Annotated in this window: 24 protein-coding genes; 23 read left to right on the top strand and 1 reads right to left on the bottom strand. The window is 34.8% G+C overall.

The genetic code is table 11. The features are described 5' to 3' along the window. Positions 1-3: 3 nt before the first annotated feature. The 23 genes from rpsC (at position 4) to carA (ending at position 11997) form a co-directional block, all read left to right on the top strand. The gene (rpsC, locus tag ACP7AT_RS05980) at positions 4-762 is read left to right on the top strand and encodes a 30S ribosomal protein S3 (protein ID WP_426063435.1); all 759 of its coding nucleotides are present in this window, start codon (positions 4-6) and stop codon (positions 760-762) included. A gap of 19 nt (positions 763-781) precedes the next feature. After that, on the top strand, positions 782-1207 hold the full coding sequence (gene rplP / locus ACP7AT_RS05985; protein WP_007803637.1) for a 50S ribosomal protein L16: 426 nt from the start codon (positions 782-784) through the stop codon (positions 1205-1207). 13 nt (positions 1208-1220) lie between these two features. Continuing rightward, the gene (gene rpmC / locus ACP7AT_RS05990; RefSeq protein WP_091173697.1) at positions 1221-1406 is read left to right on the top strand and encodes a 50S ribosomal protein L29; all 186 of its coding nucleotides are present in this window, start codon (positions 1221-1223) and stop codon (positions 1404-1406) included. Positions 1407-1423: 17 nt separating this feature from the next. Then, positions 1424-1684 (top strand): 30S ribosomal protein S17, encoded by a 261-nt coding sequence (rpsQ, locus tag ACP7AT_RS05995; RefSeq protein ID WP_091203665.1) that lies wholly within the window; start codon positions 1424-1426, stop codon positions 1682-1684. A gap of 2 nt (positions 1685-1686) precedes the next feature. Next, positions 1687-2055, top strand: coding sequence for a 50S ribosomal protein L14 (gene rplN, locus ACP7AT_RS06000; RefSeq protein WP_026717863.1), 369 nt, complete (start codon positions 1687-1689; stop codon positions 2053-2055). Between the two features lie 12 nt (positions 2056-2067). Continuing rightward, a complete protein-coding gene (rplX, locus tag ACP7AT_RS06005) occupies positions 2068-2382 on the top strand; it encodes a 50S ribosomal protein L24 (RefSeq protein WP_091203664.1) in 315 nt (104 codons plus the stop codon). A gap of 2 nt (positions 2383-2384) precedes the next feature. Next, positions 2385-2936 (top strand): 50S ribosomal protein L5, encoded by a 552-nt coding sequence (gene rplE, locus ACP7AT_RS06010; protein WP_426063436.1) that lies wholly within the window; start codon positions 2385-2387, stop codon positions 2934-2936. A 3-nt stretch (positions 2937-2939) separates the two neighbouring features. Further along, positions 2940-3209, top strand: coding sequence for a 30S ribosomal protein S14 (gene rpsN / locus ACP7AT_RS06015; protein ID WP_007136553.1), 270 nt, complete (start codon positions 2940-2942; stop codon positions 3207-3209). 123 nt (positions 3210-3332) lie between these two features. Continuing rightward, the gene (gene rpsH, locus ACP7AT_RS06020) at positions 3333-3731 is read left to right on the top strand and encodes a 30S ribosomal protein S8 (protein WP_026707006.1); all 399 of its coding nucleotides are present in this window, start codon (positions 3333-3335) and stop codon (positions 3729-3731) included. Positions 3732-3749: 18 nt separating this feature from the next. After that, positions 3750-4292 (top strand): 50S ribosomal protein L6, encoded by a 543-nt coding sequence (gene rplF / locus ACP7AT_RS06025; RefSeq protein ID WP_426063437.1) that lies wholly within the window; start codon positions 3750-3752, stop codon positions 4290-4292. Positions 4293-4303: 11 nt separating this feature from the next. Beyond that, complete coding sequence (gene rplR / locus ACP7AT_RS06030; protein ID WP_426063438.1) at positions 4304-4654, top strand: 50S ribosomal protein L18; 351 nt, start codon at positions 4304-4306, stop codon at positions 4652-4654. A gap of 6 nt (positions 4655-4660) precedes the next feature. Then, complete coding sequence (gene rpsE, locus ACP7AT_RS06035) at positions 4661-5188, top strand: 30S ribosomal protein S5 (RefSeq protein ID WP_035668102.1); 528 nt, start codon at positions 4661-4663, stop codon at positions 5186-5188. A gap of 12 nt (positions 5189-5200) precedes the next feature. Beyond that, entirely contained in the window at positions 5201-5383 is a 183-nt protein-coding gene (rpmD, locus tag ACP7AT_RS06040; RefSeq protein WP_091203662.1) for a 50S ribosomal protein L30, read from the top strand. Positions 5384-5394: 11 nt separating this feature from the next. Continuing rightward, entirely contained in the window at positions 5395-5847 is a 453-nt protein-coding gene (gene rplO / locus ACP7AT_RS06045) for a 50S ribosomal protein L15 (RefSeq protein WP_066081007.1), read from the top strand. Between the two features lie 13 nt (positions 5848-5860). Beyond that, positions 5861-7207: a preprotein translocase subunit SecY gene (gene secY / locus ACP7AT_RS06050; RefSeq protein WP_426063439.1), complete on the top strand. Its 1347-nt coding sequence runs from the start codon at positions 5861-5863 to the stop codon at positions 7205-7207. 4 nt (positions 7208-7211) lie between these two features. Then, complete coding sequence (infA, locus tag ACP7AT_RS06055; protein ID WP_007136545.1) at positions 7212-7427, top strand: translation initiation factor IF-1; 216 nt, start codon at positions 7212-7214, stop codon at positions 7425-7427. A gap of 12 nt (positions 7428-7439) precedes the next feature. Beyond that, a complete protein-coding gene (gene ykgO, locus ACP7AT_RS06060; protein ID WP_008992256.1) occupies positions 7440-7556 on the top strand; it encodes a type B 50S ribosomal protein L36 in 117 nt (38 codons plus the stop codon). A 2-nt stretch (positions 7557-7558) separates the two neighbouring features. Beyond that, complete coding sequence (gene rpsM, locus ACP7AT_RS06065) at positions 7559-7933, top strand: 30S ribosomal protein S13 (RefSeq protein ID WP_091203660.1); 375 nt, start codon at positions 7559-7561, stop codon at positions 7931-7933. An 8-nt stretch (positions 7934-7941) separates the two neighbouring features. Then, positions 7942-8325 (top strand): 30S ribosomal protein S11, encoded by a 384-nt coding sequence (rpsK, locus tag ACP7AT_RS06070; protein ID WP_024981527.1) that lies wholly within the window; start codon positions 7942-7944, stop codon positions 8323-8325. Positions 8326-8412: 87 nt separating this feature from the next. Further along, positions 8413-9018: a 30S ribosomal protein S4 gene (rpsD, locus tag ACP7AT_RS06075; protein ID WP_426063440.1), complete on the top strand. Its 606-nt coding sequence runs from the start codon at positions 8413-8415 to the stop codon at positions 9016-9018. 21 nt (positions 9019-9039) lie between these two features. Then, a complete protein-coding gene (locus ACP7AT_RS06080; protein WP_091203658.1) occupies positions 9040-10032 on the top strand; it encodes a DNA-directed RNA polymerase subunit alpha in 993 nt (330 codons plus the stop codon). A 31-nt stretch (positions 10033-10063) separates the two neighbouring features. Further along, positions 10064-10549 carry a 50S ribosomal protein L17 gene (gene rplQ / locus ACP7AT_RS06085; protein ID WP_131909663.1) on the top strand — a complete coding sequence of 162 codons (486 nt, stop codon included), beginning with the start codon at positions 10064-10066 and terminating at the stop codon, positions 10547-10549. 344 nt (positions 10550-10893) lie between these two features. After that, the gene (gene carA, locus ACP7AT_RS06090; RefSeq protein ID WP_426063441.1) at positions 10894-11997 is read left to right on the top strand and encodes a glutamine-hydrolyzing carbamoyl-phosphate synthase small subunit; all 1104 of its coding nucleotides are present in this window, start codon (positions 10894-10896) and stop codon (positions 11995-11997) included. Positions 11998-12704: 707 nt separating this feature from the next. On the opposite strand, the gene ACP7AT_RS06095 is transcribed toward carA, so the two are convergent. Then, entirely contained in the window at positions 12705-12872 is a 168-nt protein-coding gene (locus tag ACP7AT_RS06095; RefSeq protein ID WP_426063442.1) for a hypothetical protein, read from the bottom strand. Positions 12873-12903 lie beyond the last annotated feature (31 nt).

The raw sequence follows: 12903 nt of genomic DNA on the forward strand, positions 1-12903 counted from the left end.
AAGATGGGACAAAAGACAAATCCAATTGGAAATAGACTTGGTATCATCAGAGGATGGGACTCAAACTGGTATGGTGGAAATGATTACGGTGATAAGCTTGCCGAAGATTATAAAATCAGAAAGTATATCCATGCTCGTTTATCAAAAGCTAGTGTATCAAAAGTAATCATTGAGAGAACTTTGAAACTTGTAACCGTTACTATCACTACTGCCAGACCTGGTATCATTATCGGTAAAGGTGGACAAGAGGTAGACAAGTTAAAAGAAGAACTTAAGAAAATTACTGACAAAGAGGTTCAAATCAACATCTTTGAAATCAAAAGACCTGAACTTGACGCGTATCTAGTTGCTACAAGCATCTGTCGTCAAATTGAAAGCAGAATTTCTTACAGACGTGCAATCAAAATGGCTATTGCTGCCTCTATGCGTATGAACGCAGAAGGTATCAAAGTTTTGATTTCTGGTCGTTTGAATGGTGCAGAGATGGCTCGTTCAGAGGGTTTCAAAGAAGGTAGAATTCCTCTATCAACTTTCAGAGCTGACATTGATTATGCTTTGGCTGAGGCTCATACTACTTATGGTAGAATGGGAATCAAAGTATGGATCATGAAAGGTGAAGTTTACGGAAAGAGAGATCTTTCTCCACTTGCCGGAATGGACAAAAAACAGTCTGGTGCTGGCGGTAAAGGTAATGATTCTCCAAGAGGAGATAGAAAACCTTTTAACAAAGGTGGAAAACCAGACGCTCGTAAACGAAAGTAAATTTTTAAACTAAAGAAAAATGTTACAGCCTAAAAGAACAAAATACCGCAAGGTACAAAAAGGTAAAATGAAAGGGAATTCTCAAAGAGGACATGAACTTTCTAATGGAATGTTTGGTATTAAATCTGTACATGAAGATGGAATGTTCTTAACCTCTCGTCAAATCGAAGCTGCACGTATTGCTGCAACTCGTTTTATGAAAAGAGAAGGACAATTATGGATCAAAATATTTCCAGACAAACCAATTACTAAGAAGCCTCTTGAGGTACGTATGGGTAAAGGTAAAGGGGCAGTTGAGTATTGGGCTGCCGTTGTTAAACCCGGAAGAATTATGTTTGAAGTTGGAGGAGTACCTTTGTCAGTTGCAAAAGAGGCGTTACGTCTTGCGGCTCAAAAGCTTCCAGTAAAAACTAAATTCGTCGTTGCTAGAGATTTCGAAGCATAATCTATATTATATTATGAAACAATCAGAAATAAAAGATCTTTCTGCAGCAGAGTTGCAAGAAAAGCTTAGCCAGACTAAGAAAACATATGCTGATCTAAAAATGGCTCACGCTATTTCGCCAATTGAGAATCCACTTCAAATTAGGGGTGTAAGAAGAACAGTTGCAAGATTAGCTACCGAACTTACTAAAAGACAATAACTGTAGTCTGCTGAAAGATGGAAGAAAAAAGAAATTTAAGAAAAGAAAGAGTTGGTGTTGTTACTTCTGACAAAATGGATAAATCTATTGTTGTTGCTGAAGTACGTAAAGTAAAACACCCGTTATACGGTAAGTTCGTGTTGAAAACTAAAAAGTATCACGCACACGACGAAAAGAACGACTGTAACGTTGGAGATACTGTAAGGATTAGCGAAACGCGTCCCTTAAGTAAGACAAAATGTTGGAGGTTAGTTGAAATCTTAGAAAGAGCTAAATAATTATGGTACAACAAGAATCAAGACTAAAAGTAGCAGATAACACTGGAGCAAAGGAAGTTTTAACTATCCGTGTTTTAGGAGGTACCAAAAGAAGGTATGCTTCTGTTGGTGACAAGATTGTAGTTTCTATCAAAGATACTGCTCCTAACGGAAGCGTTAAAAAAGGAGCTGTTTCAACTGCAGTTGTTGTACGTACCAAAAAAGAAGTAAGAAGAGCCGATGGTTCATACATTAGATTTGATGACAACGCATGTGTGTTATTGAATGCTGCTGGTGAAATGAGAGGAACTCGCGTTTTTGGTCCGGTAGCAAGAGAACTTCGTGAAAAACAATTCATGAAAATTGTATCATTAGCACCAGAAGTGCTTTAATTCGTTTTTAAGATGATAAAGCTAAAAATAAAATCAGGTGACATTGTAAGAGTAATTGCTGGAGACCATAAAGGTGCTGAAGGTAAGGTAGTGCGTGTATACCGTGAGAAGAATAAAGCGATTGTTGAAGGTGTAAACATGGTTTCAAAACATACTAAACCTAGTGCAAAAAGCCCTCAGGGTGGTATCGTAAAGAAAGAAGCTTCTATACAAATATCTAATATTTCTTTAATTGATCCTAAAACTAAGGAAACAACTAGAGTAGGTATTAGAGTAGAAGGAGATAAGAAAGTAAGATTTTCAAAAAAATCTAATCAAGTACTATAGTAATGGAGTATATACCTAGACTAAAAGAAGAATATAAGAGCAGAGTAATTGCTGCTCTTAAAGAGGAATTCGGATACGTAAACGTAATGCAAGTTCCAAAACTGGAAAAAATCGTTTTAAGTAAAGGAGTTGGTGCAGCTGTATCTGATAAAAAACTTATTGACTATGCAGTTGATGAGTTAACAAAGATCACTGGACAGAAGGCAGTATCTACTATTTCAAAGAAAGACGTTGCGTCATTCAAATTGAGAAAAGGGATGCCTATTGGAGCAAAAGTTACTTTGCGTGGAGAAAGAATGTATGAGTTTTTAGACAGACTTATTACTTCAGCTTTACCACGTGTTAGAGATTTCGGTGGCATTAAAGCTACTGGTTTTGACGGAAGAGGAAATTACAACCTTGGAGTTTTGGAACAAATCATTTTCCCGGAAATTGATATTGATAAAGTAAACAAAATTTCAGGAATGGATATTTCTTTTGTAACTAGCGCAAAAACAGACAAAGAAGCAAAGTCTCTATTAACAGAATTAGGATTACCTTTTAAAAAGAATTAAGACATGGCTAAAGAATCAATGAAAGCCCGCGAGGTTAAGAGAGAAAAAACAGTAGCTAAGTATGCAGAGAAAAGAAAAGCTTTGTTAGAAGCTGGAGATTTCGTAGGTTTGCAAAAGTTACCAAAAAATGCTTCGCCAGTTCGTTTGCACAATCGTTGTAAATTAACAGGTAGACCAAGGGGGTATATGCGTCAATTCGGTCTTTCACGTGTTACATTTCGTGAAATGGCAAATAACGGATTGATACCTGGAGTTAAAAAGGCATCTTGGTAAGACGTAATTTATTACGTGCTGATACAGACTTAACTTACGTTTTGTCTGTATCATAAACATTTATAAATTGGTTTTAGGTTCGGCAAATCGTTTGTTGAAAACCAAAACCGCAAATTAATACATATGTATACAGATCCTATTGCAGATTATTTGACAAGAGTTCGTAACGCTGTGGCTGCAAACCACAAAGTTGTCGAAATTCCTGCTTCTAATCTAAAAAAAGAAATAACTAAGATCTTATTTGATCAAGGTTATATCTTGAGTTACAAATTTGAAGACAACGCTGTTCAGGGTTCAATCAAAATCGCTTTGAAGTATGATAAAGATACTAAAGAGTCAGTAATTAAAGATATCCAAAGAATTAGTAAACCAGGTTTACGTAAATATTCAAGTTCGTCAAGTATTCCTAGAATCCTTAACGGATTAGGAATTGCTATTGTTTCTACTTCTAAAGGTTTAATGACTGGAAAGAAAGCTAAACAATTGAATGTTGGTGGCGAAGTAATTTGTTACGTATACTAATTTTAAAGACTATATAAGATGTCAAGAATAGGTAAAAACCCAGTAACAATACCAGCAGGAGTAACTGTTTCAGTTGCTGATGGTATTATTACGGTAAAAGGAAAAAATGGTCAACTAACTCAGGAGTTTTCGGACGTAACTGTGACAGTTGAAGGGGATCTAGTTCAAGTAGATAGATCTTCTGATCACAAAGACCAAAGAGCAAAACACGGTTTGTACAGATCTTTAATCAATAACATGATTATCGGTGTAACAGATGGTTTTACTAAGTCATTAGAATTGGTAGGAGTTGGTTATAGAGCTTCAAATCAAGGACAAAAATTAGATTTAGCACTTGGTTACTCTCACAATATAGTTCTAGAAATTGCTCCAGAAGTAACTTTAGAAACGATATCTGAAAAAGGTAAAAACCCGATCGTTAAGTTAACATCATTTGACAAACAACTTTTAGGTCAGGTAGCTGCGAAAATCAGAGGTTTCCGTAAACCTGAGCCGTACAAAGGAAAAGGAGTTAAATTTGTAGGTGAAGTATTAAGAAGAAAAGCAGGTAAATCAGCTTAAAAAATAAGATTATGTCATTAACAAAACCTGAAAGAAGACAACGAATTAGATTCAGAATTAGAAAAACAATTAGTGGTACTGCTACTAATCCAAGACTATCTGTTTTTAGAAGTAACAAAGAAATTTACGCTCAACTTATTGATGACGTAAACGGAGTTACATTGTTGGCGGCTTCTTCAAGAGAAAAAGAAATAGGTAACGGTACGAACATTGAAGTTGCTACAGCGGTTGGAAAACTAGTTGCTGAAAAAGCTTTAATAGCTGGGATAGAAGTAGTAACTTTCGATAGAGGAGGTTATTTGTATCACGGACGTATTAAATCATTAGCGGAAGGCGCAAGAGCGGCTGGACTTAAATTCTAATATAGTATGTCTAATAGTAAATACAAGAATGTAGAGTTAGTAAAACCAAGTGGACTTGAATTAAAAGATCGTTTGGTAAGTGTTAATCGTGTTACTAAAGTTACAAAGGGTGGTAGAGCTTTCGGTTTTTCTGCTATTGTAGTTGTAGGTGATGAAAACGGTGTGGTTGGACACGGATTAGGAAAATCTAAAGATGTTTCTGAAGCAATTGCGAAAGCAGTGGAAGATGCTAAGAAAAATTTAGTAAAAATTCCTTTGAATGGTCAATCAGTTCCTCACGAACAAAAAGGTAAATTTGGTGGTGCACGTGTATTCTTAATTCCTGCCTCTCATGGTACAGGAGTTATTGCTGGTGGAGCTGTTCGTTCAGTTCTTGAATCAGTGGGAATTCATGATGTATTATCTAAATCTCAAGGATCTTCAAATCCTCACAACGTAGTGAAAGCAACTTTTGATGCTTTATTACAAATGAGAAGTGCTTATACTGTTGCAAAACAAAGGGGTGTTTCTTTAGAAAAAGTTTTTAAAGGTTAATTCAAGGAAATTATGGCTAAATTATTAGTAAAACAAGTTAGAAGCAAAATCAACTGTCCTCTTACTCAAAAGAGAGGATTAGAAGCTTTAGGTCTACGTAAAATGGGACAAATTGTAGAGCATGATTCAAACCCTACAATCCTTGGGATGATAAATAAAGTTAAACACTTAGTTTCTGTTGAAGAAGCTAAATAACAAATACTGTTATGAATTTAAGTAACTTACAACCTGCTGAAGGTTCTACACACAATCAAAATAAAAGATTAGGTAGAGGAGAAGGTTCTGGAAAAGGTGGTACTTCTGCAAGAGGTCACAAAGGAGCAAAATCTCGTTCTGGTTATTCTAAAAAGATTGGTTTTGAAGGTGGGCAGATGCCGCTTCAAAGACGTGTGCCTAAGTTTGGTTTTACAAACATCAATCGTAAAGATTACGAAGGTGTAAATCTTGATACACTTCAACTTTTAGTTGATAATGGTGTTATTAAAGATACTGTTGATATGACAGTTTATGTTGCTAATCGTTTAGCTACCAAAAATGAAATCGTTAAGATTTTAGGTAGAGGTGAATTAACAGCAAAATTAAAAGTAACCGCTCACAAATTTACTGCTACTGCAAAAGCTGCTATTGAAGCTGCTGGTGGAGAAGCTGTAACAATGTAATTTTTCAATTAAGATGAAGAAATTTATTGAATCAATAAGTAATGTTTGGAAAATCGAAGAACTGAAAAATAGAATCTTAATAACATTAGGTTTACTTTTGGTTTATCGTTTTGGGGCACAAGTTACCCTGCCAGGTATTGATGCTACTCAATTAGGTAATTTAGCTGGGCAAACAAAAGAAGGGATTGGTTCAATTCTTGACATGTTTACTGGAGGCGCTTTTTCACAAGCCTCCGTTTTTGCCTTAGGTATTATGCCTTATATTTCCGCTTCTATTGTCGTTCAGTTGATGGGAATTGCGATTCCTTATTTGCAAAAACTTCAAAGTGATGGAGAGAGTGGCAGAAAAAAGATTAATCAAATTACTCGTTGGTTGACAATAGGGATTACTTTAGTTCAAGGTCCAACTTACATCTACAATTTATATAGAACATTACCTAGTAATGCATTTTTATTAGGATTCAATTCTTTTGAATTCTTATTTTCCTCAGTAGTTATCTTAGTTACAGGTACAATTTTTGCCATGTGGTTGGGTGAAAAGATTACAGATAAAGGAATTGGAAATGGTATATCATTGTTGATCATGGTTGGTATATTGGCTAGATTACCTCAGGCCTTTATCCAGGAGTTTACAACAAGGGTTACCAATAATAATGGTGGTCCAATGTTGTTGGTTATTGAAATCATCATCTGGTTATTGGTTATTATTTGTTGTGTACTTTTAGTAATGGCGGTCAGAAGAATTCCGGTTCAATATGCTCGTCGCACTACTTCAGGTGATTTCGAACAAGACATGTTGAATGGCAATAGACAATGGATTCCTTTAAAGCTTAACGCGTCAGGGGTTATGCCGATAATATTTGCACAAGCAATTATGTTTATACCAGCTGCGTTAGCTGGGTTGTCTAAATCTGACGCATCACAATCTGTCGTTGGCGCTTTTAGTAATATGTTTGGTTTTTGGTATAATTTTGTATTTGCAACTTTAATAATTGTATTTACTTTCTTTTACACTGCCATTACTGTTCCTACTAATAAGATGTCTGATGATTTAAAGAGAAGCGGTGGGTTTATTCCAGGTATCAGACCAGGAGTTGAAACATCGGATTATCTTGATAAAGTGATGTCTTTAATAACTTTTCCAGGATCTTTATTTCTTGCTCTAATCGCTGTGTTCCCGGCTATAATTGTAAGTGTTATGGATGTTCAACAATCTTGGGCAATGTTTTTTGGAGGTACTTCATTAATAATTATGGTTGGAGTTGCCATAGACACAATGCAGCAAATCAATTCATATTTGTTGAACAGACATTATGACGGTTTAATGAAAAGTGGTAAAAATAGAAAAGCAGTAGCTTAACTTTATGGCAAAACAATCAGCAATAGAACAAGACGGATCAATCATTGAAGCATTATCAAATGCGATGTTCCGTGTGGAATTAGAAAACGGACATATTGTAATCGCCCACATATCTGGAAAAATGCGTATGCATTACATCAAATTATTACCTGGTGATAAAGTGAAACTAGAAATGAGCCCTTACGATTTGTCAAAAGCAAGAATTACTTATAGATATTAAAGGATATTCAAAATGAAAGTTAGAGCTTCAGTAAAAAAGAGAAGTCCCGAGTGCAAGATTGTGCGAAGAAAAGGGAGATTGTACGTAATAAACAAAAAGAATCCTAGATTTAAACAAAGACAAGGATAATTATGGCAAGAATAGCAGGGGTAGATATCCCAAAAAATAAGAGAGGTGTTATAGCACTTACCTACATCTTTGGATTAGGAAAAAGTAGAGCTGTTGAGATTTTAGAAAAAGCTCAAGTTAGCCAAGATAAAAAAGTTCAAGATTGGAATGATGACGAGATCGGAGCAATTCGTGAAGCGGTATCAACTTTTAAAATTGAAGGAGAATTACGTTCTGAAGTTTCTTTAAACATCAAGCGTTTAATGGATATTGGTTGTTACAGAGGTATCCGTCATAGAACTGGTCTTCCTTTAAGAGGACAAAGAACTAAAAACAACTCTAGAACAAGAAAAGGTAAAAGAAAAACTGTTGCCAATAAGAAAAAAGCAACTAAATAATAAGTAATATGGCTAAAGCAACTGCAAAAAAACGTAAAGTTATCGTTGAATCAACGGGAGAGGCTCATATTTCTGCTACCTTCAATAACATCATCATTTCTTTGACAAACAAAAAAGGTGAAGTTATTTCTTGGTCGTCAGCTGGTAAAATGGGTTTTAGAGGTTCTAAAAAGAACACTCCATACGCAGCCCAAATGGCAGCAGAAGATTGTAGCAAAGTAGCTCTTGAGGCTGGACTTAAAAAAGTAAAAGTTTATGTTAAAGGACCAGGAAACGGGCGTGAGTCTGCTATTCGTTCTTTGCATAATGGTGGAATTGAAGTTACAGAGATTATCGATGTCACTCCAATGCCTCACAATGGATGTCGTCCTCCTAAAAGACGTAGAGTTTAATAATATATTTTTAGTATAACCTGGGTAGAATAACGATTATCGAAGGATAAGACCTGAATTCATAATCTCTACCTTAAACAATTTAAAATGGCAAGATATACTGGTCCAAGTACAAGAATCGCCCGTAAATTCGGCGAAGCAATTTTCGGAGACGATAAAGCTTTCGAAAAAAGAAATTATCCACCCGGACAACACGGGATGGCTAAAAAAAGAGGTAAAAAATCTGAATTTGCTATCCAGTTAATGGAAAAACAAAAAGCTAAATATTCTTACGGAATTTTAGAAAAACAATTCAGAGGTTTATTTAAAAAAGCATCAGCTACTAAAGGTGTTACTGGTGAAGTTCTTTTACAATTATGTGAGGCAAGATTAGATAACGTTGTTTTTAGAATGGGTATTGCTCCTTCTAGAAGAGGCGCTAGACAGCTTGTTTCTCACAGACATATCACTGTCAACGGTGATGTTGTAAATATTGCTTCTTACCACCTTAAACCTGGTGATAAAGTTGCAGTTCGTGAAAAATCTAAGTCTTTAGAAGCTATCGAACGTTCTTTATCTAATTCAAGTCATGTTTATGAATGGATTACTTGGAATAGTGATATCAAAGAAGGTACTTTTGTTTCTGTACCTGCGAGACTTCAAATCCCAGAAAACATTAAAGAACAATTAATCGTAGAGTTGTACAACAAATAATAATTGACTTAGTCGAAATTTATGGCAATATTTAATTTTCAGAAGCCCGATAAAGTTATCATGATCGATTCAACCGATTTTGAAGGTAAGTTTGAATTCAGACCTTTAGAACCTGGTTACGGATTGACCGTTGGTAATGCACTTAGAAGAGTTTTGCTTTCAGCATTAGAAGGTTATGCAATTACATCTGTTCGCATTGAAGGTGTAGATCATGAATTTTCTACTATTCCAGGAGTTGTTGAAGACGTTACCGAAATTATCCTTAATCTTAAACAAGTACGTTTCAAACGTCAAATTGAAGATATTGATAATGAATCAGTTACTATATCTGTTTCAGGTAAAGATCAATTAACAGCTGGTGATTTTCAAAAATTTATTTCAGGTTTCCAAGTTTTGAATCCAGAACTTGTTATCTGTAATTTAGACAGTAAAATCAAACTTAATTTCGATTTAACTATCGAAAAAGGTAGAGGATATGTTCCTGCTGAAGAGAACAAAAAACAGAATGCTGCAATTGGAACTATTTTTACTGACTCAATTTTTACTCCGGTAAAAAATGTAAAGTATGCAATTGAAAACTTTCGTGTAGAGCAAAAAACAGATTATGAAAAATTAGTTTTTGAAATCAAAACTGATGGTTCAATCAATCCAAAAGATGCTCTTACTGAAGCTGCCAAAGTTTTAATACACCATTTTATGTTGTTCTCTGACGAAAGAATTACACTTGAGGCTGACGAAATTGCACAAACAGAATCATATGATGAAGAATCATTACACATGAGACAATTGCTTAAAACGAAGCTTGTTGATATGGATCTTTCTGTTAGAGCATTAAATTGTTTGAAAGCGGCTGAAGTTGATACACTTGGTGATTTGGTATCGTTCAATAAAAATGACCTAATGAAATTCCGTAATTTTGGTAAAAAATCTTTAACTGAACTTGATGAACTTGTTGCAGTTAAAAATTTAAACTTCGGTATGGATTTGGCAAAATATAAACTAGATAAAGAATAATCTAAGCCGCAAGGTTTAAATTTACATAGCAATGAGACACGGAAAAAAATTCAATCACTTAAGCAGACAGACTGCGCATAGAAAATCTATGTTAGCTAATATGGCTTGTTCTCTTATCGAGCACAAACGTATTAACACCACTGTCGCTAAAGCAAAAGCGCTTAAACAATTTGTTGAGCCGCTTATAACAAAATCTAAAGCGGATACGACTCACAATCGTCGTATCGTTTTTGCTTACTTACGTAGCAAATATGCTGTAACTGACTTGTTCAGAGACGTAGCTGCTAAAGTAGGAGACCGTCCAGGTGGATACACTCGTATCATTAAAGTTGGAAATCGTTTAGGAGATAATGCTGATATGGCAATGATCGAATTGGTAGATTTCAATGAGCTTTACAATGGTGGTAAAAAAGAAGTTAAGAAAGCAAAAAGCCGTCGTGGTGGTAAAGCTAAGAAAGATGAAGCTACGGAAGCACCAGCTGCCGAAACTGAAACAACTACAGAGACTGCTGAGTAATTATGAAAATAATCATTCAATAAAATCAAGGATAAGCTATTTATAGTTTATCCTTTTTTTTTGATGTATTTCGAAGCACGATATTTAGAGTTTTTTAAAACTAGTCCTCCCGCTTTCCGTTGCAATCTTTTTCTTTTTTAAAGAAAAAAGAAAAAGGATTTCCACTTTAATCGGGGCTATTTTAAAACTTTTTCGGTACCTAAGAAAACTTAAAAAACATAAATTTTTTGTAAAACATTGCATTCACTGTTTTAAAGAATTAAATTTGCAAAATACATAATTACTCATGAAACGAGTTTGCTCGAGTAGAATGAGACTATTAAAAAATTAATAGAAATCAAAGAATGAAATACACAACACGACAAAAAGCAATCCTTTTATTAAGTGACGGAACCATATTCCACGGAAAATCTATTGGAATTAGCGGAACTACTTTTGGAGAAGTTTGTTTTAATACAGGAATGACAGGTTACCAAGAAATATTTACAGATCCATCTTACTTTGGTCAACTAATGGTTGCTACGAATGCGCATATTGGAAATTATGGCGTAAATGATGCTGAAGTTGAGTCGCAAAGCATAAAAATTGCTGGTTTAGTTTGTAAAAACTTTAGCTTCAATTATTCTCGTGTAGATGCTTCAGGAAGTTTAGAAGATTATTTTATTAAACAAAATCTTATCTGTATATCTGATGTAGATACGCGTGCTTTAGTAAGCTATATCCGTGACAACGGTGCTATGAATGCCATAATTTGTACAGATGAAACTCCATTAGAAGAACTAAAAATGACTTTGGCAAAAGTTCCTGATATGAAAGGTTTAGAATTAGCTTCTAAAGTTTCTACAACAGAACCTTACTTTTTTGGAGATGAAAATGCAACCTATAAAATCTCAGCTCTTGACTTAGGAATTAAAACAAATATTCTTCGCAACCTTGCTAAAAGAGATTGCTATATCAAAGTATATCCTTATAATTCATCATATCAAGATTTAGCTGAATTTAATCCGGATGGTTATTTCTTGTCAAATGGCCCTGGTGATCCTGAACCTCTTTCGGGAGCTATTCAAGTGGCTAAAGAGATTTTGGAAAATAATAAACCTTTATTCGGAATTTGTTTGGGACACCAAGTAATTGGTTTGGCAAATGGAATTTCAACTTATAAAATGTTCAATGGTCATCGAGGTATAAATCACCCCGTGAAAAATTTGATTACTGGAAAAGGGGAAATCACTTCGCAAAATCATGGTTTTGCTGTAAATAAAGAAGAGCTTGACAATCATCCTGATTTAGAGATTACACATCTTCATTTAAACGATGGAACTGTTGCGGGAATGCGAATGAAAAACAAAAATTGTTTCTCAGTTCAATATCATCCTGAAGCAAGTCCTGGACCACATGATTCCTCTTATTTATTCGATCAATTTATTGAAAATATTAAAGGACAGTAATTAAATGTTCTCGATACGGATGTAACAAAAAAGGGTTTGACTTAATTTACAGTCAAACCCTTTTTTAGTTTTGTAATTTACATACCGAAAGGATAGTTTTCAGATTTTTGATTTTCATTAAACTCAATATTTATGGAATGTAGTTCATTTGTTTTATCTATAAAAATGAATGCATCAATTCTCTGTGGAAATATGGAGGAACATAATTTACATATCTTCCGTGTTCTGGATTGTAAACCAAGTGCATTGCACGTTGGTTTATTGTTGAAAAAAGAAATTTTTTTCCATTACTTTATTCATCAATAATAATCTGTTTTGCTCGATATTAGCGTCATTAATGGCATGTGTCCAGCTTCCATCGATAGCTTTGGAACTTTTATTAGCCCATCTAATTGCCCCATTCTCCTCTGGCAACTACACTTCACTGAAATAATCCAAATGCTCCTGCAACAACTGTGACGGTTTCATATCGTTCTCTTAATAGTCGTCCTACATTGATCGTTCACTCCGATGCCATATCTGTAGGTCGTGCATCACCATTGTGCATGATGAGTTCCCAAACTATAATTTTTTAAATCTTTTCCTTGAAATTTCATCAGAGGATCAATGATTGAAACCACATGCACGTCACGAAAATTCCAAGAATCCTATCCTCTTTTGATCACTGCTCGATAATATTTTTTTGCATTTCTGGTAATGTATGCATTTTATTCTTTGCTCAAAGTATTTTCTACATCGTGGTTGTAGTTAGGGATGTTTTTTACGATTTCTTTCAGCATGTTTAGGATTTCTTTTTCACATAATTCCGGAACAAAAGAGGATGCCTTAGCATACGATTGTCCTTCATGTTTTCCAAAAGGCTTAAAGCATTCCATTTCTTTTTTGCTACAGCAAGTGCTTTTGGAT

It is taken from the genome of Flavobacterium sp. DSP2-3-1 (genome assembly GCF_049896865.1).
Taxonomy (GTDB): domain Bacteria; phylum Bacteroidota; class Bacteroidia; order Flavobacteriales; family Flavobacteriaceae; genus Flavobacterium.